Source organism: Pantoea sp. E956-1, assembly GCF_982223955.1.
Map to the genome: position 1 here is coordinate 241,383 of NZ_CEUYZP010000005.1, position 22,826 is coordinate 264,208.

18 protein-coding genes and 1 pseudogene are annotated in these 22,826 nt (G+C 54.8%); 8 read left to right on the plus strand and 11 right to left on the minus strand.

Annotation, left to right across the window (positions count from 1 at the left end; genetic code table 11):
* Positions 1-1,239 precede the first annotated feature (1,239 nt).
* The 5 genes and pseudogenes from uhpT to AC0T7J_RS15200 all read right to left on the minus strand — a co-directional run bounded on the left by uhpT (position 1,240) and on the right by AC0T7J_RS15200 (position 7,057).
* Positions 1,240-2,631 carry a hexose-6-phosphate:phosphate antiporter gene (gene uhpT / locus AC0T7J_RS15180; protein WP_473795218.1) on the minus strand — a complete coding sequence of 464 codons (1,392 nt, stop codon included), beginning with the start codon at positions 2,629-2,631 and terminating at the stop codon, positions 1,240-1,242.
* Between the two features lie 152 nt (positions 2,632-2,783).
* Positions 2,784-4,112 carry an MFS transporter family glucose-6-phosphate receptor UhpC gene (gene uhpC, locus AC0T7J_RS15185; RefSeq protein WP_473795219.1) on the minus strand — a complete coding sequence of 443 codons (1,329 nt, stop codon included), beginning with the start codon at positions 4,110-4,112 and terminating at the stop codon, positions 2,784-2,786.
* Positions 4,113-4,121: 9 nt separating this feature from the next.
* A pseudogene (gene uhpB / locus AC0T7J_RS15190) lies at positions 4,122-5,621 on the minus strand (signal transduction histidine-protein kinase/phosphatase UhpB).
* Positions 5,618-6,211 carry a transcriptional regulator UhpA gene (gene uhpA / locus AC0T7J_RS15195; RefSeq protein ID WP_473795220.1) on the minus strand — a complete coding sequence of 198 codons (594 nt, stop codon included), beginning with the start codon at positions 6,209-6,211 and terminating at the stop codon, positions 5,618-5,620. The pseudogene uhpB and the gene uhpA overlap by 4 nt, the downstream one beginning before the upstream one ends.
* Before the next feature lie 177 nt (positions 6,212-6,388).
* Positions 6,389-7,057, minus strand: a complete 669-nt coding sequence (locus tag AC0T7J_RS15200; protein ID WP_473795221.1) for a YecA/YgfB family protein — start codon at positions 7,055-7,057, stop codon at positions 6,389-6,391.
* Between the two features lie 239 nt (positions 7,058-7,296).
* On the opposite strand from AC0T7J_RS15200, the gene AC0T7J_RS15205 reads away from it, so the two are divergent.
* From AC0T7J_RS15205 to AC0T7J_RS15215, 3 genes are all read left to right on the plus strand, one after another.
* Positions 7,297-8,550 carry a serine hydrolase domain-containing protein gene (locus AC0T7J_RS15205; protein ID WP_473795222.1) on the plus strand — a complete coding sequence of 418 codons (1,254 nt, stop codon included), beginning with the start codon at positions 7,297-7,299 and terminating at the stop codon, positions 8,548-8,550.
* Between the two features lie 131 nt (positions 8,551-8,681).
* A complete protein-coding gene (locus AC0T7J_RS15210) occupies positions 8,682-9,188 on the plus strand; it encodes an RcnB family protein (RefSeq protein ID WP_473795223.1) in 507 nt (168 codons plus the stop codon).
* Between the two features lie 233 nt (positions 9,189-9,421).
* Positions 9,422-10,135: a GNAT family N-acetyltransferase gene (locus AC0T7J_RS15215; protein WP_473795224.1), complete on the plus strand. Its 714-nt coding sequence runs from the start codon at positions 9,422-9,424 to the stop codon at positions 10,133-10,135.
* Between the two features lie 16 nt (positions 10,136-10,151).
* Here AC0T7J_RS15215 and AC0T7J_RS15220 read toward each other — a convergent pair whose 3' ends face one another.
* The 3 genes from AC0T7J_RS15220 to AC0T7J_RS15230 form a co-directional block, all read right to left on the minus strand.
* Positions 10,152-10,991, minus strand: coding sequence for a tropomyosin (locus AC0T7J_RS15220; RefSeq protein WP_473795225.1), 840 nt, complete (start codon positions 10,989-10,991; stop codon positions 10,152-10,154).
* 219 nt (positions 10,992-11,210) lie between these two features.
* Complete coding sequence (gene opgB, locus AC0T7J_RS15225; RefSeq protein WP_473795226.1) at positions 11,211-13,502, minus strand: phosphatidylglycerol--membrane-oligosaccharide glycerophosphotransferase; 2,292 nt, start codon at positions 13,500-13,502, stop codon at positions 11,211-11,213.
* Between the two features lie 220 nt (positions 13,503-13,722).
* Positions 13,723-14,112: a tautomerase family protein gene (locus AC0T7J_RS15230; protein ID WP_010251498.1), complete on the minus strand. Its 390-nt coding sequence runs from the start codon at positions 14,110-14,112 to the stop codon at positions 13,723-13,725.
* Between the two features lie 102 nt (positions 14,113-14,214).
* Here AC0T7J_RS15230 and AC0T7J_RS15235 point away from each other — a divergent pair, with 102 nt between their 5' ends.
* Positions 14,215-15,132, plus strand: a complete 918-nt coding sequence (locus tag AC0T7J_RS15235) for a LysR family transcriptional regulator (protein WP_473795227.1) — start codon at positions 14,215-14,217, stop codon at positions 15,130-15,132.
* Here AC0T7J_RS15235 and AC0T7J_RS15240 read toward each other — a convergent pair.
* Positions 15,109-16,122, minus strand: coding sequence for a glycosyltransferase family 32 protein (locus tag AC0T7J_RS15240; protein WP_473795228.1), 1,014 nt, complete (start codon positions 16,120-16,122; stop codon positions 15,109-15,111). The two genes, AC0T7J_RS15235 and AC0T7J_RS15240, sit on opposite strands and share 24 nt — an antisense overlap.
* A gap of 504 nt (positions 16,123-16,626) precedes the next feature.
* On the opposite strand from AC0T7J_RS15240, the gene AC0T7J_RS15245 reads away from it, so the two are divergent.
* Positions 16,627-17,592 (plus strand): beta-propeller fold lactonase family protein, encoded by a 966-nt coding sequence (locus AC0T7J_RS15245; RefSeq protein ID WP_473795229.1) that lies wholly within the window; start codon positions 16,627-16,629, stop codon positions 17,590-17,592.
* On the opposite strand, the gene AC0T7J_RS15250 is transcribed toward AC0T7J_RS15245, so the two are convergent.
* A complete protein-coding gene (locus AC0T7J_RS15250; RefSeq protein ID WP_473795230.1) occupies positions 17,574-18,128 on the minus strand; it encodes a histidine phosphatase family protein in 555 nt (184 codons plus the stop codon). The two genes, AC0T7J_RS15245 and AC0T7J_RS15250, sit on opposite strands and share 19 nt — an antisense overlap.
* A 581-nt stretch (positions 18,129-18,709) precedes the next feature.
* Between AC0T7J_RS15250 and AC0T7J_RS15255 the strand changes: the two genes are divergently transcribed.
* The 3 genes from AC0T7J_RS15255 (at position 18,710) to AC0T7J_RS15265 (ending at position 22,204) form a co-directional block, all read left to right on the plus strand.
* Positions 18,710-20,098, plus strand: a complete 1,389-nt coding sequence (locus tag AC0T7J_RS15255) for an MFS transporter (protein WP_473795231.1) — start codon at positions 18,710-18,712, stop codon at positions 20,096-20,098.
* Positions 20,099-20,183: 85 nt separating this feature from the next.
* Complete coding sequence (locus AC0T7J_RS15260; RefSeq protein WP_045140873.1) at positions 20,184-21,206, plus strand: LacI family DNA-binding transcriptional regulator; 1,023 nt, start codon at positions 20,184-20,186, stop codon at positions 21,204-21,206.
* A gap of 11 nt (positions 21,207-21,217) precedes the next feature.
* The gene (locus AC0T7J_RS15265; protein WP_473795232.1) at positions 21,218-22,204 is read left to right on the plus strand and encodes a nucleoside hydrolase; all 987 of its coding nucleotides are present in this window, start codon (positions 21,218-21,220) and stop codon (positions 22,202-22,204) included.
* Between the two features lie 153 nt (positions 22,205-22,357).
* Here AC0T7J_RS15265 and AC0T7J_RS15270 read toward each other — a convergent pair whose 3' ends face one another.
* On the minus strand, positions 22,358-22,822 hold the full coding sequence (locus tag AC0T7J_RS15270) for a YbaK/EbsC family protein (RefSeq protein ID WP_473795233.1): 465 nt from the start codon (positions 22,820-22,822) through the stop codon (positions 22,358-22,360).
* Positions 22,823-22,826: the final 4 nt, after the last annotated feature.

Here is a 22,826-nt window from a genome sequence, read left to right on the forward strand (position 1 = left end):
AGCAGTTAATAATGGCCACCTGCCGTGGCGTAATAAACATGGCTGAAAAGTATTATTTCCTGTAATAAACGGTGTAATTTGAGACGCTGCATTAATAACGCGGAACGTTTTTTCTGTGCCCAGCTATAAGGTGAATGAAATTTTTCAGGGTAAGCTTTAATCCTGTTTAACCATTGATGTGCTTATCCTTAATGTTTATTTCTTCCGGTCATATTGCTTAAAGAGTGCATTCTGCTAACTGAGTGCTATGCCGGGTAAGTAACACTATTTTGTATAACGTAAACCACCTTTCTCTTATCAAAGGGACGGTGATGCAGGTGATTATTTAATTGTTCAGGTGCCTGTATTCCGCATTCTTACAAATAAAATCATAAAATGGAATTTACAAAACCCTGGTAAAATATAGTATCGATAAGCGTCGTCATGCCGTGGATTGTTCCATGCAAAGCACGTCGATAGGAGGATTTTAAGTGAAAAATTCTGAGCATTTTCTTAATTTCAGTTTTTATCGGATCTTTATGTCAATTTAATGTAAGTGTGGGTAAGTCGCATTTTTTTGCACGCAAAAAAGAATACTGAAGTAGATTGGATAAAAATAAACATTAAAAACAGTGTGTTGCGTGATTTTTGATGTGGTTTTACAGGCGTTTCTTTTAAAAGATAAACTGTTTTTTTAAGAACTGATGTTAAAAGCCTTTGAGTGCAATAAAACCTGCGTTGTCATATGGCAATAAATAACAGGGGGTGTTTTTAACAATAAGTGCACTCTTATTTATCTCTCTCAAAGACAGGGGGTGTGATAATCATTTTATAACCTATGTTAAAATTTATAGCATGCTGCTGTATGCCTGGCTGGAGGGGGTAAATATCTGTGGTCAGTAAAGAACGATGCATTTTTATGCGTGCTTCTTCTTTTTCGGTTTTCTGACTTTATGTACAGATATGATTATTCCCTTTATTCTGATAGCGGTGATTTATTGTACCCCAACGGTTGATTTGCTGGTTTGATATCACGGGATACTGGCAGGCCACCTGAAACCCGCAGGCGTTGTGAGCGCCTGCGGCAAAATTCTGTTTCAGTAAAAAAGTAGACTCAAAAAGGGTAATCGAAAGGTGGGGAGTTAATTGTTGAATCTCATTTCATACGCTATCGGGAATGAGCCTGTAGCATGTGTTTTGCGGCAATCTCTCTTCATTTTGATAAAAAAAGCCCGGCATTCGCCAGGCCACATTTGATTCTTACGCCATCTTTAACCGCTGTAGCCGTTTCTCGCGGCGAATCTTACGCTCCTCCATGACTGCAACCAGCGCCATCAGGCAGATACAGGCAATAGCAGCGATATCCAGTGCAGCAAAGGTGCCCGCCCAGCCGGTCAGGCCAAAAATCGGCGTGCCGTCGGCAATCATACCCAGGCCCAGTTTGGCAAAGCTGTCGCCAATCAGATAGGCGAAAGTACCTTTGATCCCATCCGCTGCGCCAATCGCTTTTTTCGGTACAAAGCCGACGGCGGCGACGCCGATCAGCAGCTGCGGGCCAAACACCAGGAAGCCCAGTGCGAACAGGGAAGTCAGATAGACATACTGGTTGCTGGCATGCTGATAGATCCCCAGCGTGGCGATAATCAACGCTAACGCGACGCAGGCCACCAGCGCACGACGGCCATTGGCCAGGTCGGATAACCAGCCCCATAGTAGTGTCCCCACCAGCGCACCCACTTCAAACAGGGTAAAGCCCTGAATCGCCACCTCTTTAGAGAGCTTCAGCTCCTGGAAGGCGTAAACCGTTGACCACTGATCAATTCCGATACGCACTACATAAAGGAAGATGTTGGCGAAGCAGAGCAGCCAGATCACCTTGTTCTTCAGTACGTACTCAACAAAGATCTGCCATTTGGTCATCGACTCATCTTCGGCTTCTTTGTCCTCATCGCTCAGCTCTTCGTCAAACAGCTCTTCGGCCTTGCCGAGGCCATAAGACTCCGGGGAGTCGCTGCCGTAGCGCAGGCCGATAAAACCAACGATCAGCGCGATAATCGATGGGAAGATAAACATCCCGATCACGTGGCCGTCGAACAAGACGTTCGCGCCAAATAGCGCAACGCCCGCCGCACCGGCACCGCCCAAATTGTGGGAGATATTCCACATGCCAAGATAAGAACCCCGTTTGCGGCGCGGCGTCCATTTAGTGATGGTGGAGTAGCTACAGGAGCCGCCGGTGCTCTGGAAGAATCCGCTTAAGGCATAAAAGGCGATCATCAGGAACAGGCTGACGGAACCGGTGCCCATGCTGGCGCTGAAACCCAGCATACAGATGGCCGAGAGGATCAGCATAAATGGCAGGAACTGCTTGGTGTTTTTGCCATCAGCATAATAGGAGACCAGGGTTTTCCCGACGCCATAAGTGATGGAGAAGCCCAGACCGATCATCCCCAGCTGCGTCATGCTGAGCCCGTAGGTGGTGATCATATCGTTCTGTGCAATATTGAAGTTTTTGCGGATCAGATACATGGTCAGGTAGCCGATAAAGACCACCAGATAGGACTGCATAAAGGGCTTGAACCACATTTTGCGCCGCAGTTCGATGGGCAGATCCAGTGTGGGTTTACGCACCTGTTTGAGAAAGGCCAGCATGGAAGGGGATTCTCCTGGTTGGAATAGCTGCAAGGGGCAGCGAATGGCTGGCATTGTAAAAACCTGCCGCCAGACTGGCCTGAGACAGCATCCAGGCGAAACCAGGAAAATTTCTTAGTTTTGCCCCACTCGGGGCAAAAAGGAGAGGCGTATCACGCTTCAGGCAGGGAGCGTGGTGCCTGAGCATTTAAAAACGGCAGCAGCAGCAGGGCGGAAATTCCCGCCGCCGTGGCAATCACCGCAAAGAAGCCACTCCAGTGCCAGACGTCGATAACCCACGCCAGCGGCCAGCCGGAGAGTGACGCGCCCAGATAGGCGAAAAGACCAACGAAGCCGGTTGCCGCGCCCGCCGCATCTTTATGGGAGCACTCGGCTGCCGCCATACCAATCAGCATCTGCGGGCCGAAGACAAAGAATCCGGTAGTAAAAAAGCAGGCTGCCTGCATCACGTAACTGGTAAACGGCATCAGCCACAGCGAGCCGACGGAAAGCAAAATCCCGGCTGCAAAAATCAGGTTCATCGGGCCACGGTTGCCGTTAAACAGCTTGTCCGAGCCCCAGCCCGCGACCAGCGCACCTATCACACCGCCCAGCTCAAACAGGGTGACTACCGAGTTGGCCGTCACCAGATCCACCCCCAGCGTGTCGGAGATGTAGAGATTTCCCCAGTCATTAAGCGCGGCGCGAACCACATAGACCAGCACGTAACACAACGACAGCAGCCAGATGTAGGGGTTGAATAGCACGTAGCGGGTCAGGATTGCTTTGCGACTCAGACCTGCGCCTTCCTGCTGCTGCGCCATCTCCATCTCATCCTGTCGCCAGTCGCCTACCGCGGGCAGGCCGACAGTCTGAGGCCGGTCGCGCAGACGCCAGCAGAGAAACAGTCCGGCAAATATCGCTAAACTGCCCGCAATCATCATCCCGGTTCGCCAGCCATAGTGCAGCGCCACCGCGCCGATAACGATCGGGATAACCGCACCGCCAACGTTGTGCGCGGTGTTCCATAATGCCCACCAGCCGCCGCGCTCGTTGCGCGAATACCAGCTGGTCAGCAGGCGCGCGCAGACCGGCGCGCCCCAGCCCTGGAAAAAGGCGTTGATGGTCCACAGCAGCGCAAAGGCCCACAGTGAGGTGGAGAAGCCAAACAGGATATTGACCACGCCAGTGGCGATCAGCCCCAGCCCCATAAAGTAACGGGCGTTGGAGCGGTCACTGACGATGCCGGAGAAGAACTTCGACAGGCCGTAGGTGATGTAAAATAGCGTTGCCAGCAGGCCGATATCCGTGCGCATCATCACGCCGCTGGCGATCACTTCCGGCGCTGCCGCGTTGAAGCTTTTGCGGGTAAAGTAGAACAGGGCATAGCCGATCCAGATGGTCGACATGATATGCCGCCGCCAGTAGCGATAGCGGCTGTCAATCTCACTTTTGTCCTGCAGCGGGGCGACGTTAGCGGGCGTTTTCAGAAAATTAAACACGGTGATTCCTCAGGCCGTACGCAGCGGCAGATACACACTGACGCGGGTTCCATGGGTGCAGGAGATAGTCAGCGATCCGCCCAGCGCGCTCACGCGTTCGCGCATCCCGACCAGACCAAAGCTCTGCTGACCGGAACCTGGCGGCAGACCGCAGCCATCATCTTCAATCATCAGCAAAACGCGACCATTCTGTTGCCAGCCTTTCAGCGTCACGGCGCTGGCGCTGGCGTGTTTTACAATGTTGTTCAGCCCCTCCTGACAGACGCGAAACAGCGTGACGCGCTGCGCTTCGCTCAGCAGCGTCTCATTAATACGCCACTCAAGATGACTGACGATGCCGCAATCCTCCAGCTCCATTTCACGCATCAGGGAGCGAACTGCCTGTTCAAGTGGCAGGTCATCTAACTGGCGGGGTCGCAGACGCCCCAGCAGTCGCCGCACTGAGTCATAGACGCCAAGAGAGAGCTGTTCAATGTGGATGCCGCTCTGGATCACCCGGGCATTATCCGGCGCAAGGCGCTGCACAATGCCCGCCTGGGTACGGATTGCCGTAATCGTCTGACCGATATCATCGTGCAGCTCGCGGGCCACCTCCTGACGCACGTTCTCTTCTGTCTCGACCAGTCGTTACGCCAGGCGTCGGTTGCGCGTCAGCTCACTCTGCAGCGACTGATTCAGCTCGCGCAGCCGCTGGATACCGGCACCCAGCAGCAGTCCGGTCAGGCTTTGGGCCAGTAGTGAGAGCAGGAGATCGACCGGATGATCGTGCCAGGTCTGGCTGGCGATCAGCGCGATTGCGTTCATCAGCGTTGCGATCAGCGCACCCTGCCAGCCGTAGTGCCACGCCAGCGCAATAATCGGCAGCGCCAGACAGAATGGCGTAAAGCGTGACAGTTCAGCGGGCAGGCCAAGCTGCAACCAGAGACTGATGACAAACAGCAGCAGATACCAGATAAGATGCCGGGCACGCCAGTTGACCGGTTGCGAGACCAGCGCCGGCCCCAGCGGCTGCCAGCAGGTGCTGGTGAGGTAGTGCCAGATGACCAGGCAGGTCGGGGCCAGCGTCAGACCACCGGTGAGTGTCAGCAGCAGGGCGTTCAGCATCTCCTGCTGTCCCGCCCATGCCAGGGATTGCAGCAGCGCCGCGGCGATCAGAGCCGCGCCCTGGCTCAGCAGCGTGCGCCAGTCACGCTGATGGCGGTAATGTGAGATCAGCGCCACCGGCAGCAGCGTCAGCACACTGCCTGCCATTAACAGCGGCAGATGCGCCAGCGCGACCACCTTCGCCAGCCAGATCAGCATGATCCACTCAGCTGCCAGCAACACTGGCCAGTAAGCGCGTGGACATTGCAGCATCAGGCCCAGACGCAGGCCAAACGGGAATAGCAGCACCGCCAGCTCCGGGCGTTCCACCAGGTGCAGGCTGATACTCCACAGGCAGAACCAGGCCGCCGAGAAGATGAAAAAGCTGGCGACAATGGAGATCAGCCGTGAGAAAAGAGGATTCATTGCCAGCCATCAAACATGCGGCGCGCCAGCTCCACATCATTGCTGACACCGAGCTTCTCCATCAGGTTGGCGCGATGGACATGCACGGTTTTGGGGGACAGCCCCAGCTCCAACGCAATCTCTTTGACCGCCATGCCCTGTGACAGTTTTTCCGCCACCTGACGTTCGCGTCGGGTAAGCGGGTCCTGCCGACCAGCGGCCAGCTTAATTGCAATCTCTGGCGTCAGATAACAGCCGCCTGTGGAGACCGTGCGCACCGCCGCGATCAGTTCATCGGGACGACAGCGTTTAGAGAGAAATCCGCGCGCACCGGCATTAAGCGCCTGCTCCACCAGGGCCGGACTGTCATGGACTGACAGCATGATGGTGGCCAGGCCCGCCGGCAGCTTGCTCAGCAACTCCAGCCCGGAGAGATCCGGCATCGAAATATCGCAGATACAGACCTGAACGCCCCGGCCCGGTAAACCTGCCAGCGCCTCACGGCCAGAGCCAAATTCCGCTACGACCTGGAAATCCGATTCCAGGCTCAGCAACTGGGCAAAGCCGGAGCGGACGATAAGGTGATCGTCAATAAGCGCAATGGTGATCATGTTTATTCCTGACGGGTAAAATCGCGCTTACCTTAGCGATAAGCATGAAGCTGTTCAAGTCGTGAGCAGTTTAATCAGAGACGGATGTGGATGGGGAAGGGGGGATCAGAACGGATCGTCTGGCGAGGGCTGCCGGGCGCGGTTTACACCCGGCAGGTCGTGCGGCAACGTTATCGATCAATGCAGACAGCACTGCTTATATTTTTTGCCGCTGCCGCACGGGCAGGGATCGTTGCGGCCGGGCAGTTTCTCTGCCGCGACAGGCTTCTGGGGAACGGGAATCGCTTCTGGCTGGGAGATCCAGTGATCGTGCAGCGCCAGCGCAGCAGGACGGATAGCGTCAATGCTGGCTTCCATCTCGTCCGGCGTCATAGCATCGATCTTTTCTAGATTCTCTTCCAGGCCGTGCAGAGCAATGGCATCCAGTGCGGGTTGCAGATCCTGCGGCAGGGCAGACCAGTCGGTCAGCGCGACACCGCGCATGTAGCCGAAGCACCACTCTTCCACCACGGTAAATTCCAGACCTTCCATTTCGCGGATGCCAAACAGCGGTTCGAACTGCTCAGGGAATTCAGATAAGCGGTCAGCCACATCATTCATATGCTGGAAGCAAAGCGACATAAAGCGCGTCATTTCACGCTCGTTGCTCCATTTCGGAATCTGCTTCTCGCCACCCCACAGTGCCACCAGCCACTGGCTGGGCTCGACGCTAACGGGACCGGAGAGAACGGCAGTCAACAGGCCATCCAGCTCGGAGACATCAATAATCGATGCTTCGCTGCCATATTTTTCCAGCATATCTTCCAGCCATTGCAGCTCTTTTTCGGACAGTGGGCCTTCTTTCATGCGGTTGCCTCCCGGGCATTTCAAAATTTCAGCGGCGTTGAGCCTTAAAACCGCAGCAGTGTACACCCTTGTGGGCTGCAACACAGCTAACCCTGTCCGGGTGTGCTGCAGTGATTAAAACGCGTTTACCACCACTTTCACCCCGTTGTGCAGGCGATAGCCCACAGCACTTTATGGTACATTTTTGCGCTACAGCCAGTCAGTTACGTGCTAAATAAAATTAAGCTAATGATTATTATATGAAAAATAGATTGACTGGCAGGTCGGCTGTTGCAATTTATCTTGCACGGCTGACCCGTGATAGCCAGTGTATCAGCCGATTAATGACGCGATTCATGCCAGTCTTTATCTTCCTGCTGGCGGGATGTGGAACCCTGTCGCAAACGTCCGCCCCGGTGGGCGATCGCGTTTATCTGACACACGCCACTTTTCATGAAAATGTCGATGACATCGTGCAGCACTACATGCAACAGAAGCAGGTTCCCGGCATCAGCATTGCGGTCATTCATCGCGGTGGCCCGACCCGCTATTACTCTTTTGGCGTTACCGATTGGGTGCATCGCTATCCGATCACGCCTGATACCCTGTTTGCGCTGGGATCGCTGAGTAAAGGCGTGACGGCAGAAGTGATTACCCAGCTGGTTGATCAGGGTAAGCTGCGCTGGAGCGATACACTGGCCGATCTTCTGCCGGAAGGCGTTCGCCTCAGCGCTGACGCGAGGCGCATCACGCTGCTGCAGCTGGTGACGCACACCTCGGGCCTGCCGCGACAGGATATGGATTTGACCATGCTGCAGCAGTTCGTTCGATATCTGGACACCGGCGAGAACTTCTATGGCAACCTTGATAGCGACAAGCTGCTGAGTTATCTGGCGGACTTCTCTGCGCCCGCGGTACGCATGCCACACTACTCCAACCTCGGCTATGCGCTGCTTGGTTATATCCTGCGCACGCGTTTTCATCAGGATATTCAGACGCTGGCGTCACAGCTTATCTTCACACCGTTAAAGATGAACCAAAGCAGCTTTGTACCGGAAACGCTGGCGGGCTATCCGCTGCGTGCGCTGGGCCATGCAGGCGATCAGCCGAAATTTATCCGCCGCGGCTCGCTGACGCCCGACTGGCATTTTCACGGCAACATGGTGGCCGCGGCCAGTCTTTACAGTAATGCGCGCGATCTGAGTGCTTATCTGCGCGCGCATCTCAGTGCCACCGGTGATGCTGCGCGGGACCGGGCTTTCGCGGCGGTAGACAAGGCGTGGTATCAGCAGGGCGCGCAGGCGCAGAATATCGCCTGGGTTACCGACACACTCGAAGGGCAGCAGATCACTTATCAGGTGGGCTATATCGGCGGCTATGCCAGTTTTATCGGCTACGATAAAGGTAACGGCAATGCGATTGTGGTGCTGCAGAACGGCTTTAACTGGAGCAACTATTTAGGCATTGCGTTGTTGGTCGATCTGGCAACTCAGGATAAAGTGGTCAGACAGTGATCCGCGACCTGGCCTGTATGCAGTAAGTGAATAGCGCTGTCTTTCCTTACACATAGTGTCCGTACGCCGGAACTGAAGTGCGATAAACATTGTCTTTAGCCTGACTGTCAAAATTCAACGTGGAAATCATTATGCGCAGGACTCAACGTATACTTTTATCAATGGGATTACTGGTTGGCTCGCTGAGCCTGATCCCCGCTGTACAGGCTGCTGGCGAAGCAACGGATACCGTTCCGCCACCGCCGCAGATTCAGCCTGCTAATCCGGATGCGCAGCCCGCTACACCGGAAACAGGTAGTGTCCAGCCGGATACGGGTGCCGCACAAAGCCAGGCACCGGCCAGTTCACAATCTAATGATGGCATTACGCCGACCACGCCAGCCCCCTCCAATGGCGCGCACCCTAATTACGACCTCAGCACCATCATCATCGACTACAAACAGTACAAAATCGGTGACACAGTGCCAGAGAAGTACACCGATAAAACCTACACCATCACTGAGTGGCAAAAGCGTAATCTGCCTGCTCCACAGGAAAATACCCACTGGGCCTATATCAACGCCAACTACATTCTTATTACCAATGACACCGGCAAAATCGTCATGGGTAAATCGGGCGATATCTTCTTCCGCGGTTAAGAACAGCGGTTAAAAAATCAGCCGGTCGTGATGACCGGCTTTTTTTAGCTCCCCGCAGTACTTTCGCCTGCCCGCCGTGATTATTCCTGCTCTGCGTCTCCCCACGTCTCCTCATGTGATGCCTCAACAGCTGTCGTCGGCCTGCGCTGGATTAACCCTTTTTAATAATCCAGGTGCATAATTTGCCAGCGTCGTGGCAATCTACTGACCTCTATCTGCAGCCAGGAGGCAACATGTCACAACATAGCAATCAGTACGGACAGCCGGTCGGTGAGCCAATGCCAGACTGGCAGCCCCGACCTCTGCCCCAGCATCAGGTTTTTACTGGCGAAGTTTGTCGGCTGGAGCCGTTCAGTGTGGCGCGTCATGCTGAGGCACTGTTTGAGGCATGGGCGCTGGCTGAAGATGGGCGTGACTGGACTTACCTGCCTGCCGGGCCCTTTACCGAACGCCGGGCATGGCAGACGTATGCCGCACAGCTTGAAGTGAGTCGCGATCCGCTGCATTTTGCAGTGATCGATCTCGCCACTGAGCAGGCGGTGGGTAGCCTGTCGTTAATGCGCATTCAGCCTGAACATGGCGTGATGGAAGTCGGGCATGTCATGTTTTCGGCCCGGCTGAAGCAGACCCGCATGGCAACGGAGGCGCATTTCCTGCTGATGCGTTACGCCTTTGAGACGCTGGGTTATCGCCGTTATGAATGGAAATGCGATAGCTGTAACGCCCCTTCCCGTAAGGCAGCGGCCCGTCTCGGTTTCCGTTATGAAGGGGATTTCCGTCAGGCGATCATCTACAAAGGGCGTTCACGTGACACCAGCTGGTTCTCGATTATCGATAGCGAATGGCCGCAGGTGAAAAAGGGCCTGCAGCGCTGGCTGGCGGAGGAGAACTTTACCGCCGACGGTCAGCAGCGCGAAAAGCTGGAGGCGCTGCGCGACAGGCCCTGACCGGGCGATAACGGGATCAAATTAAAATATCTTTCAGGACCGCCGCCAGCAGGGTGGTGGTCATGAGAATAGATAACCGTTTGATCCAGCGCATATCGGTGGTCAGGGTAACAACGTCATTTCTGAGGCTGTCCACAGCCGACGTTAATCGGAAATTCATTTCACTGAGAGCGACATCCAGCTTATCCACTTTGGCTTCTAACTGATTAAAACGGATGGCCAGTTTGTCCGTTTTTCTTTCAACATGGCCAAGCCGCTCATCTATCTGATGTACTTTTGTTGTGAGCTGACCAAGCCGCTCATCTATCTGATCGACTTTAGTCGTAAGCTGGCCGAGCCGAATGTCTATCTGATCAACTTTTATTGTAAGCTGGCCGAGCCTATTGTCGATTTGATCAACTTTTATTGAAAGCTGGCTGACCCGACTATCTGTCTGGTCGACTTTCAATGTAAGTTTGCCGAGTCGATCGTCCATCTGCTCGACTTTGATCGTAAGGTGGCTGACCCGATCGTTTGTCTCATCGATTTTGGTCGTAAGGTGGCTGACCCGATCGTTTGTCTCGTCGACTTTGGTCGTAAGGTGGCTGACCCGATCGTTTGTCTCGTCGATTTTGGTCGTAAGGTGGCTGACCCGATCGTTTGTCTGATCGACTTTGGTCGTAAGCTGGCCGAGCCGAATGTCTATCTGGTTGGTTTTGGTCTGAATCTGACCGAGTTGCTTTCCAACCTGTCCGCCTGGCTGCCTCTGCTGCATATCAGTAAACACCTCCACCATCGCCTCCGCTTGCTCATCGTCGATCCCTGCCTGTTGCAGCGCTTTAAAAGCTTTGTGGGTACTCATCATTGTGCTGGTCATCACGACACCTCCTTGTGCACTTCAGCGATAACGGCATCATGACAGGCAAAAGTCGTATCGCCACTAAGTCGGTTATATTTTGCGCGCCTTGCCTAAAAATATCAATTAGTACAACAAGTAACGTGCAGCAGAGTGCGGGTTGCCTCGCAACATTTAGCTGATGGCAGGATAAGGCGACTCTGCAGAAATCCGCAGAGTCGGAAAGAGTAAAAGCGGGCGTTATGGCTGTGGCACGATTTTAATTTCAACCATGCCGATGCCCAGTTTGCGCGGATCCTGACCGGTGATATTGCCGATGTTGCTCAGCTGCGGTTCAGGTGGTGCAATCACCAGACGATGGCTGGCGCCTGGGTTGTCGAAATGCAGGGTATGTGTCGATATCTCTTCACTTAGCGACAGCAGTTGCTGCTGATCGCCGACCCGAACCGGAATCGCCCGGTGCGCGTTGGGGCCATACGCGCGCGCGGTGATCACCAGATCGAACTTCGCGGGCAGCGCATCGATATAGTCGATATGAACCTCGGGCGCGAGATTAGCGTTAGACCAGCGTCCCCAGCTCTCTGGCCGTGAGATGCCGCTGAAGTTTTTAACACTCTGTGGCGCACCAGGCACGTCGAGCCGGAAGCTGTCTGCGCTGTAGCGAATGTTGTTATCTTCAATACGGATCTGCGCCAGATTCTGCTGGTAACGCGCATCGCTGATAGCACCGTCCGGGAAACTAACTTTGCCTTTCCATTGCGGTTTGTCAATGTGCGTCACCGACGGCGTGCCGCCGAGCTGTCCCATCGCCACACAGAGATCGCCGGAGAGTGCCAGCGAAGGCTGCCAGAGTCGCGCCATTTTAAAACAGCGATCCACCCAGAGAAATCTATCTGCTGAGGCGAAATCTGCCAGCTGATAGCGCAGCGGTGCCGAATATTCTCCCTCCGGCATCGGCTCGACATGCTTATCACTGATGCGGAACAGAATCGGCAATTTGAAGGTAGTCCCCGAGAAGCTGAAGATATTTTTCGCCTGATCGACCGTGAAGTTGTCTATCTTCTTCGGGAAATTCCACAGCTGGATAATGTCGGGCTTCCAGCTCGTCACCTTACTTTTCATATCGTCGAACTGGGTGGAGAGTGACAGAGATGAGAGGCTGCTGCGGCCCAGGCCAATCGCGTTATCGCCGCCGAGAATATCCAGTAGCGTGGCACCGTTATCCAGCGTGCTGCGCTTCGCCTCCATCAGCTCCGCCTGCGGTTTATCGCCGCGGATTACCATGAACAGATTGCGACGGGGCTGTTTGACCAGCCACGGATGCGCAGTGTTGTTCATCGCCAGATGATCCGAGCTCACCACAATCACGGTATTTTTAAACCACGGCGACGCTTTGATGCGCGCAATCAGGCGCGCCACATGCTCCTGCGAACAGGCGACCGCACTGAATGACTGATTCGGTTTGCCCTCAATGCTGTAGCTCCTGCGATCGCAGCTGCGTGAAATAAATCCGTCAGGATGATGGGTGTCGACGGTCAGCGTAAACAGCGCAAAAGGTTTACCGGCCTGAGAGAGTTCCTGATACTTCTCAAACACCTCATCCATTACCGTATCGTCGTAATAACCCCAGTTATTACGGTAGCTGGGATCGGCGACGCGACTTTTCAGCTCCTGCGAGCCATAAAGGTTAGCGGGATCAAAACCGTGTGATTTCAGGAAAACATCTTTCCCGGCGAAACGCAGATCGGCACCCTGAATAAACCAGTTCTCGTAGCCGGAGTTTTTCAGGATGTCACCCAGACAGACATTCTGCGGATAGAAGCTGGAGAGCGACGCTGACGCATTGCCGTCAAACGGGGCAAACAGCGGAATGCCACACTGTGAGGCGACCATGCCCGCAATGGTGTAATCGGTACCTGGCAGCTGTTCGGTTTCGCTGAAGTCGATGCTCTGCTCTTTCTGCCGGCTCAACTCCGGTGCTAAGCCGGGAAAGGCGATGGAGTCAAAATAGGTGCGCTCTAAGCTTTCACCATAGATGTAAACCACATTGAGACGCGGCTGTTCAATGCGATTACGCGGCACTTTATAGAAGTTGTCGAAGTCAGAATCCGCCTGTTGGGTATGCGACAAAATCAGGGTGGCTACCTGGCGAAAGGCCGGGGTGGTCTGCACCGAGCCGAATGCGCAGGCAGCCGCCAGCAGCGACCAGCCCATGTGATGCGGACGCTGACGCCGCCGCAGAATCCACGACAGCAGGCAGAACAGCAGAAACAACACGATGATCAGCCCAATCGCCGGCACCACGTATTTACTGACACCCGCGCCGGTCAGACTGTTGGTCAGGGTATAGAGCACCGCATCGTTGATGCCGTCACCGGTAAAATAGTTGCTGGCATAGAGGGTGGCGTTCAGCACAACGAAAAGCACCAGCAGGATAAGAACAACAACAAACCAGAATTTGTTACGCCCGGCTTTACAGGAATAGATTGTAATAGCGGCCAGAAACAACGCGACGGACACCAATTCGGACAACGGAGAATCCTCTCTTCAGGGTTACGCGAGGCTTCACGCAACCGGCCACCTTCGGGGGATGGTTTTTCGACAATCTATATTGGCTGTAATCCGGCTGCAACATATCCGGCCCGATTTGTGCGGTGAAGAGCAGATTGGTTTATTGTCATTTCAGAAGTGAGGTTATCAGGCGTGACGGTGGCTGGCGCGCACCGTCAACAGAGCAGAGTCAGGGCGATTTTCAGAGTTTGCCGGTGAGATATTGTGCTTCGCCGTCGGCAAAACTCCAGTCACCTTTGTCGTTGGTGATAAAGCTGATCATTAAATCGTTGCCCTGCACACCACAATGCTCACGCAGCTCACGCGCCAGCTCGGCCATAAATAGCTGTTTCTGTTCACTGCTGCGTGGGCTGGTATAGACCCGCACCATCACCAGATTATCGCTCCGGCTGAATCCCAGTCCGGTATCCTGAAACACCATCTGATAGCGCTTGTTTTCCTGAACAATCTGGTAGCGATCGCGTTCCGGCACCTTAAAGGCCGTGAGTACGGCGCGGTGTGCCGCATCCAGTAGTGTACGTAACTCTGATTCTGAACGACCCTGGATAACATCAAATTGCAGCAGTGGCATAGCGAACTCCTCCCGGTAATTAAGAACCCTATGGTGACCCCTTTATCCGGCGGGAAAAAGCGCGTAGCCTGAAATGATTATTCACTCTAGTGAACAATTACGATGAAAGAGATGAAAACTGATACCCTGTGGGATCACCTGCACTGGCTGACGGTACTGGCTGAGCAGGGCAGTTTTACCCGCGCGGCAGAGCGGCTCGACGTCAGCAAGGCTGCGATGAGCCAGAAAATTAAAGAGCTGGAGGAGATGGCCGGTGTGTTGCTGGTACAACGCACTACGCGCAGCGTGCGGCTCACTTCTGCCGGTGAGAAGCTGGTGGAAGAGCTACGCGAGCCTTTTGCCCGCATCGAACAGAGTTTTTTCAGCGTGCGGGATACCGCCGGGCCGGTGCGTGGCCTTGTGCGCATTACCGCACCGGTGGCGTTTGCCCGCCAGCAACTGGTGCCGATTATCGGTGAATTTCTGCGTGATTATCCGCAGGTGCGTCTGCAACTGGATGTGACTGACCGCATTGTGTCGCTGAGCAGTGAGGGATTTGATCTGGCCATTCGACACAGCGACACCCTGCCGGAAACCCACGTGGCACTGCCGCTGTGTGACACGCGGACGTTGCTGGTGGCATCACCTGCCTATCTCAACCAGCAGGGTGTGCCGCAGTCGCCACAGGATCTGGCGCAGCATAACTGCCTTTACTACCCACGAGGCGTCGAATCACCGCGCTGGCGGTTTGCCCCCACCGCGGATAGCGAACCGGTACAGGTACGGATTCAGGGCAGCTTTGCCACTAACAACAGCGAGTCGATACGCGATGCGGCCCTGCAGGGATTAGGGATCGCTATGCTGCCCGATTTCAGCGCCCGGGAGGCGCTGGCAGCAGGGTCATTGCAGCAGGTATTGCCTGCATGGCAGCCGATTGAGGCCTTTGCCGCCCGCCTGTGGATCGTACGACCCTGGGCGGCGCAGGTGCCACGCGCGGTCACTACGTTTACGCACTGGTTACGCGCGCGCTTTGACCGTTGATGGCAATGCCAGCGCAGACGGCGTGGTTTGCATCATCTCGCCAATCAGGCTGCTGCGGTTATATAAACCAAGCCGCAGATTAAAGTCGAGATGCAGCCGCTCGTTGCCGGTTAATTTTATAATGGGTGGTGGCGTCTGTGGCCGCTGCTGAAACATCACTGACTGCGCAAAAGCGCTGCTGCTTCCGGCATGCAGATGCTGATAGTACCAGGCGCTGGCTTCGCCTTTACGCAGATAGAGGTTGGCCCGCCGGTATTCACGCATCGCAACCTGCTGCGCCAGCGACAGGAGCTGACGAGACGGATCCTCCATATTCTGCACAATCAGCGGAAAATCATCACGCTTCTTTAGTTCATGGAAATAGTTGCGGATACCGACGTTTTTAACCGGTGCCAGCTGTTTAAGCCATTCGCGGATAAAGGGATTTTGCGGCGGCGCGGCGAGAAACCAGCTCTCCGTGACCGGCGCAAGCAGGTTCAGCGTCGATTGTTCACGATAGTAACCGATGAGATCCATTGACCGCGCTTCGTGAACGCGATGCACCCAGGCGAGATTCTCAAACAGCAATGTGCTGCAATCGATGCCGATGCCGCCATAGCGGTGAATCAGCTCAAGCCGGATAATTTCACTTTTATGTGCCAGCGTCAGATCGGAAGAGATAAAGTTGAGATCGGGCAGCCACTGCGACAGGGTGCGCTGCGTAATCAGATAAACCTGGTGGTCGGGGTTGTCCCGCCGGATTTTACTGATATTCAGCGCCATTGACGTGGGCAGTTGATCGTTATGCCAGACCATCCAGACTATTTTTGGAATCTCCGGCAAATCTTTCTGCTGTGCGACCAGGACGACATTATCTTCCTGACCCGGATCATATTCCGGTGCCTGACAGAGTCTCTGCTGTTTTTTATTCCATAACATCTGGCTACTGAACGATATTCTTTTCCAGTTACGCCAGATTTTATGCGCTGGACGATGGCGATGTGAAGTCATGGTATACCTGTTATTTTTATTTTCCCGTCATAGTGCAGGCTCTGCCCGTTCTGCCAGAGGCGAGTACGGGTGGCATTGCATACTGGCTGCAATCACGATGAGTGCGGGAATTAATGAATAGTTTTCCCTGGTGGCGACGCAGTGCTTTAGCGCGCAGAAGTTTCCTCACGGCTGTTTAATTGCACTGCACCTTTTTAATAAAACATTATTTACACATTAGCTATGTCTTTTTTTGACTTTAAGATAATACGGAATTAATCCGGTCATGTGATGAAAATAATAATATCGCCACTGTTAATCATTTATTTAAATGCAGGAATAAAAGCAGTTAAGGAATATCTGAATATCATTCTGAACCTGCACGCTATCCTGTGGCCTGGGCCACAGAAACAGTGACGATTGTGCTTAACGCGTCGCGTAAGCCCGGCTCATCAATTCGCGGAATCAGACAGCCTGAAGAGGATTGTCTACGCTTAATAAGAACTTACTGAGAAAGGAGCGCGCATGCAGAGTGAATCTTACGGGTTACTGGCGGTTGATAAGCAGGGTAATCGCGTCCTGTTTCTTAATCCGGAAACCTTCGCGGTCGAGCGGGAACTGAACGCTTTTCCACCGCGGCCGCATGAACTCCTGATGCTGGCACCGTGGGGTAAAGCCTATGTACCCATTTTTGGCGACGGCGTTCATGGTAATAACCCGCATCCGGGTCACAAAGTGGCGATTATCGATTTACAGCGTCGGGAGATCAGTGGCTTTATCGATCTGTCGCCGCTGCGGTCACCCCATAGCGGGCAGCTGGGCCGCGATGGCAAAGTCTATCTCTGCTGTGAGCAGAGTGCCGCTGTGGCGGTGATCGATCCGCAGACCGACAAAGTGGAAAAAATCATTCCGATTCCTTCTCACAACGCGCATCGCCTGACGCTGTCACCCAGCGGCCGCAAGTTGTTCACCGATAACGAAGAGGATGCGACTATCACAGTCGTGGATCTCTGTGAAGCAGAGGGACGGGTTATCGATACCATCCTGCTGCCTGGCCCGATTGCTGGCATCGCTGCGTCACCGAAACACCCTTATCTGGTCGCCAGCGCCGCTGATGCGCCGTTGCTCTATGTGATCGACCGGCAAAGCCACCGCATTCGCCAGCGCCTGACGCTGCCAGGTCATGAGCGTCCCTGCCAGGTGGTACGCTTCAGCGCTGATGGTGAACAGCTGGTGGCGATAGGGGATCAGGAACCCCTGGTGACGCTGTTTGACGACCTGCTGAATCCGCTGGGCGACATCCAGGTAGGCAACATGCCGATGGATGGCTGTTTTACACCAGACAGGCAACAGCTGCTGATTGCCAATCAGGATGATGGCACCCTCAGTGTGATCGATCTGACGCAGCGTAAAGTGATTGCCACGCCGCGTGTTGGGACGGGCTGTGAGGTGCTGGGTTATTTTCCGGTCGGTCAGATAAACGGACGATGATAGATTGCGGAACTCCAGTGACGGCTGCTGGCGTGCTTTTCCGCCTGCCAGCCGCGTTTACGTAATTCGCGCGCAATCATCTTGTTCATGATGCCGTGACCCAGCAGCAGCACCGTGCCACGCCGTGAGTGATCGATCAGCTTCTCTGCCGCCGCCGAGGCGCGGCTGCGCGCATGTTGCAGCGACTCCGCTTCACCCGCATACCCGCAGAACCACAATAGCCGCAACAGGGCCAGCCAGCACACGGTAGGCAGCTGCACTGCGCCGGTTCGCAGTAGGGGTACGGCAACTTCGCTGAATAGGGCATCAACCTCATGCGGCTGCAGGCCAAGCTGGCTCAGGGAGGATTGCGCACGGGGCAGAGGACTACAGACTATAACCGCAGCCTGACGGGCAATTTCAATACTGCGCGGCGGGGGCCCGTCACTAACCCGTGACTGATCGTAGGCTTCGCACCAGTCTGCCAGCGCCTGTACGCTCTGGCGACCTGCCGCCTGATGATCGGGTTTACCGTGTCGCATCAGAATAATGGTCATAACATCTCTGCCCGTCCTTTTTTTTCAGGGTAACGTATTGTCTGCGCTTACAGTGAATTTTCAGAATAAACAGGATGTGTCATCTTATGGTCACAGGCGTGTGCGACAACAGAGCGCGATGAAAGGGTCTTCATCTGTCCTATAACGCTTAATGATAAGAGAAAATGGTAACTTACAGTCGATGGTGATTTTTTCTGCGTGATGTAATGCAGTTAACTAGCTGAATTTGCGCTAAAAATGCGTAATGACGGGATGTGATAGTGAAGCTTTACTAATTATTTTCATCAGGATCTATTGATTTATCTACGCGCGTAGATACACTAGGTCCCTAGTGATTGCTCACGGTGCCCGATGCACAGTAGGCCCATCGATTGTTAAGTTACATTCGCTCAGTTTAAGCGACCGGTGAAAAATACACCGGCGAGATGGGCGATGAACAAGATTCCAACACCAGGGAATCCTTTAACCTTTCATCATGGTTAGTCAACTGAACGTCGTCGCCGGGGAATTTCCGCTTTTATCAGGGAATCGACCCATGGACGGGCGTTTATCGATCTGCATACTCATTCAGGGATAGGGTTATGACGGCACACAACTCCGTTAAGCAGCAGGCATCACTGTCATCCACTTCAGCCGCCGACGAGCGGTTCAATACCCCTTCAGGCCGCAAAGATTTCTGGCGCGCCACTTTCTCATGCTGGCTCGGAACGGCAATGGAGTACGCGGATTTCGCGCTCTATGGCCTGGCGGCCGGTATCATCTTTGGCGATGTTTTCTTTCCGGAATCGACCCCAGCGATGGCACTGCTCTCCAGCTTTGCTACCTGGTCAGTCGGCTTTGTTGCCCGGCCTATCGGCGCACTCTTTTTCGGCTGGCTTGGCGATCGTAAAGGCCGAAAAGTGGTGATGATCTCCACGATTATTTTGATGGGCGCTTCCACGACGTTTATCGGCTTAATCCCGAGCTATGCCTCTATTGGCGTCTGGGCTCCTGCCTGTCTGGTGCTGCTGCGCTTTACGCAGGGTTTCGGCGCTGGCGCGGAGTTATCGGGCGGCACGGTGATGCTGGGCGAATACGCACCGACAGAGCGTCGCGGACTGATCTCTTCCGTGATCGCGCTGGGTTCTAACAGCGGCACATTGCTGGCTTCGCTGGTCTGGTTGCTGGTGGTACAGATGGATCAGCAGAGCCTGCTGGCGTGGGGCTGGCGTATTCCGTTCCTCAGCAGTGCGCTGATTGCACTGGTTGCCTTGTGGATTCGACGACATCTGCGTGAAACGCCGGTGTTTGAGCGCAGAAAAGCGGAGATGGAAGCGGAACGCGCAGGCGTGCTGGCCGCGCCGGTAGTGGATCAGCGGCCTTTCTTCCAGCGTACCCGTGCTTTCTGGACCATGGTTGGCCTGCGTATCGGTGAAAATGGCCCTTCCTATCTGGCGCAGGGCTTTATCGTCGGTTACGTCGCGAAGGTGCTGATGGTCGACAAGTCCGTACCAACCACTGCGGTGTTCCTCGCGTCGTTGCTGGGTTTCCTGATCATTCCTTTAGCGGGCTGGCTCTCTGACCGCTTTGGTCGCCGGGTCGTTTATCGCGTGTTCTGTCTGTTACTGATGTTCTACGCCTGGCCCGCCTTTACGCTGCTCGACACGCGTGAACCGATGCTGGTGATCCCGGTTATCGTGGTCGGTATGGCGCTGGCGTCGCTGGGTATTTTTGGTGTGCAGGCGGCATGGGGCGTGGAGATGTTTGGCGTTCATCATCGCTACACCAAAATGGCAGTGGCTAAAGAACTGGGTTCCATTTTGTCCGGCGGAACCGCACCACTTATTGCCGCTGCTATGCTTTCTTATACCGGTCACTGGTGGCCGATTGCGGTTTATTTCTCGGCGATGGCCGCCATTGGGTTCTTTACCACCTTTGTCGCGCCTGAAACGCGAGGGCGGGATCTCAATCTGCCTGAAGATGCCATCTAGCTTAGCCTGAGGATGCCATCTGCCAGGATAGCGAGAAAAGCAGCAGGCCGTGTAAGCGGCCTGTTTTTTTATGGAGGAACGTGATGTGCCTAAGTCGTTAACGGGAAAAGTGACCCGCAGTGAAGTTGCGAAAGCGGCAGGCACCTCAGTGGCAGTCGTCAGTTATGTCATTAATAACGGGCCTCGTCCGGTCGCCGAGGCGACCCGTCAGCGGGTACTGGAGGCGATTAAAGCGACCGGTTACCGGCCAAATGCGGCTGCTCGCGCACTGGCTTCCGGTAACACCAAAACCTTCGGGCTGGTGGTGCCCAACATCGGTAATCCTTTTGTGGCCTCAATGGCGCACGTGTTGTTGCAGGAGTCGATGAATCACGGCCACGTCATGCTGCTGGGGGATGCAGGTGATGACCGCAAGCGCGAACTGGAGTTAATTCAGGGACTGCTTAATCGGCAGGTCGATGGACTCTTTTACAACAGCGTCGATCGCCATCCTTACATTGACCTGATTAAAGCCAGCGGTACGCCACTGGTCATGCTGGAACGGGTAGAGCCTCAGCCGGGCGTTAACATGCTGCGGGTCAATGAGCGTCAGGCTGCCTGGCAGGTAACGGCACATCTGTTAAGTCACGGTTATCAGCAGGTCGGCATAATCAGCGGCCCGGTCGATATGCTTAACGCGCAGGATCGTATTCAGGGCTGGCGTGATGCCATGCAGGATCGCGGTCTGCCGATTGATGAATCGCTGATGTTTCCCGCCAGCTACACCCCACAGGGCGGATACGCTGCGGCGCAAACCATGATCGCCCGGGGTCGTGTGCCTCGTGCGCTGTTTACCAGCAACGAAGGTCAGGCGATAGGCGCGCTTCGCGCCTTTTCCGAACATCAGATCCGGGTGCCGCAGGATGTAGCGCTGGTCTGTTTTAACGGGACCAATCACTCGTCGTTTCACGTCCCGACATTAACCACCGTGCGTCAGCCACTGCGTGAGATGGCTCGCTCTGCAATTCATATGCTGAAAGAGGGACAGAGCGAAGCGCAATTAAAGGAGTTCCCACACTACCTTGAAATCGGTGAATCCTGCGGCTGTAAGCCGCAAAGCCAGAGTTAGCCTATAAAAATATGAAAAGAATTATTATTGACTGCGATCCCGGCAACGGTATCGCGGGTGCCAACACCGATGATGGGCTGGCGATTGCGCTGGCCTTAGCTTCACCTGCACTGTCGCTGGAATTGATCACCACCGTGGCCGGTAACACGCCATGTGAAGTCGGCGCGCGCGTCGCCAAAGATCTGATCGTCCGGCTGGGGTTATCTATCCCGGTAATCCAGGGGGCGACGCAGGCGCTACAGGAAGATCCTGCGCCGTGGCGCGAGACGCTGGATAACCGGGTTAATCAGCTTGCGCTGGGTGAGATGTGGCAGGGCGTGCGTCAGCCAGCGGATGTCGCGGCGGATGCGTTTGATGCTGCTGACGCTATCGGCAAACTGATTTGCGACAATCCGGGCGAGATTACGCTGGTGGCGATTGGCCCGCTGACGAATGTGGCGCTGGCAATGCAACGCTATCCCGCCATGGCCGACGCTGTGGCGGAGATTGTCATTATGGGCGGCGTGTTTACGCTGGATGATTATATTAAAGACACCAATTTTGGCCTGGATCCGGAAGCGGCCCATCAGGTGCTGCACAGTGGTGCAACAGTAACGCTGGTTCCGATGGATGTCACCACGCAGACGCTGCTGACCCAGCAGGATTTGACCCGCCTTACCGCCGTCGCTCATCCGCTGACCGAATTTGTGCGCGACACGCTGCGTCCGTGGATCGACTATTCGATGGCGACCCGGCAACTGGCGGGATGCTGGATCCACGATGCGCTGGTGGTTGCCTGGTTGCTGAATCAGCGGGTCGCGTCAGGCATCGATTACCGGGTGGATATCGAACTGCGTCCCGGTGCGACGCGCGGCAAAAGCTGGCGTTATCGTCAGCCCCTTCGGCTCACTGTTGGTGTGCCTGAGCAGTGCGGCGCCTCGGTGCATGTGTTGCATCGTGTCGATAACACGCTGCTGTTATCGATTATTGAACAGGCATTTAAGCGCCTGAAACCCTGATGCCATGGACGATTAACTCGCCCACTTGCTGGCTGCGCCACATCGGTATCCATAATGCGGCGATGGCCATCAAAGGCTGAGAAAATTTGTCAGTGGGTCAGCAGTATCAGGGCGCAGCAGAGAGTGAAGTCCTGGACGAGCAGAGGCAAAACATTACATCGCTTCGCACACGTCGATCCAGCGGGCATGAGTCAGTTCAGCCATCTGCTGTGGCGAGATGCGGACGGCGCTGTGGATAGCGCCGGCGGCGGGCAGGACTTCGTCGAAACTGCGCAGTGAGACATCACAGTAAACGGTCAGCGGATTCTCGAGGCCGAAAGGACAGACGCCGCCCACCGGATGGCCGGTCCAGTTAATTACCTCGTCAACACTCAGCATTCGTGCTTTCGCACCCAGCGCCGCTTTCAGCTTGCGATTATCCAGCCGGGCATCGCCTCGTGTCACAATCAACACCACGTCGTTTTTCACTTTCAGTGACAGGGTCTTGGCGATCTCTCCCGGCGTCACGCCATGGGCGCGGGCAGCCATCCCGACCGTCGCAGTGCTTTCGGCCAGTTCAATAATTTCAATTTCAGGGGCGTGTTCGGCGAAGAACTGGCGCACGGACTCCAGGCTCATCTTT

Excerpts from the sequence above, each read along its gene's own strand:
- uhpT (WP_473795218.1), bottom strand. The coding sequence starts at position 2,631 with ATGCTGGCCTTTCTCAAACAGGTGCGTAAACCCACACTGGATCTGCCC.
- uhpA (WP_473795220.1), bottom strand. The coding sequence starts at position 6,211 with ATGATCACCATTGCGCTTATTGACGATCACCTTATCGTCCGCTCCGGC.
- AC0T7J_RS15200 (WP_473795221.1), bottom strand. The coding sequence starts at position 7,057 with ATGAAAGAAGGCCCACTGTCCGAAAAAGAGCTGCAATGGCTGGAAGAT.
- AC0T7J_RS15205 (WP_473795222.1), top strand. The coding sequence starts at position 7,297 with ATGAAAAATAGATTGACTGGCAGGTCGGCTGTTGCAATTTATCTTGCA.
- AC0T7J_RS15210 (WP_473795223.1), top strand. The coding sequence starts at position 8,682 with ATGCGCAGGACTCAACGTATACTTTTATCAATGGGATTACTGGTTGGC.
- AC0T7J_RS15215 (WP_473795224.1), top strand. The coding sequence starts at position 9,422 with ATGTCACAACATAGCAATCAGTACGGACAGCCGGTCGGTGAGCCAATG.
- AC0T7J_RS15220 (WP_473795225.1), bottom strand. The coding sequence starts at position 10,991 with ATGACCAGCACAATGATGAGTACCCACAAAGCTTTTAAAGCGCTGCAA.
- AC0T7J_RS15230 (WP_010251498.1), bottom strand. The coding sequence starts at position 14,112 with ATGCCACTGCTGCAATTTGATGTTATCCAGGGTCGTTCAGAATCAGAG.
- AC0T7J_RS15235 (WP_473795227.1), top strand. The coding sequence starts at position 14,215 with ATGAAAGAGATGAAAACTGATACCCTGTGGGATCACCTGCACTGGCTG.
- AC0T7J_RS15240 (WP_473795228.1), bottom strand. The coding sequence starts at position 16,122 with ATGACTTCACATCGCCATCGTCCAGCGCATAAAATCTGGCGTAACTGG.
- AC0T7J_RS15245 (WP_473795229.1), top strand. The coding sequence starts at position 16,627 with ATGCAGAGTGAATCTTACGGGTTACTGGCGGTTGATAAGCAGGGTAAT.
- AC0T7J_RS15250 (WP_473795230.1), bottom strand. The coding sequence starts at position 18,128 with ATGACCATTATTCTGATGCGACACGGTAAACCCGATCATCAGGCGGCA.
- AC0T7J_RS15255 (WP_473795231.1), top strand. The coding sequence starts at position 18,710 with ATGACGGCACACAACTCCGTTAAGCAGCAGGCATCACTGTCATCCACT.
- AC0T7J_RS15265 (WP_473795232.1), top strand. The coding sequence starts at position 21,218 with ATGAAAAGAATTATTATTGACTGCGATCCCGGCAACGGTATCGCGGGT.
- AC0T7J_RS15270 (WP_473795233.1), bottom strand. The coding sequence starts at position 22,822 with ATGAGCCTGGAGTCCGTGCGCCAGTTCTTCGCCGAACACGCCCCTGAA.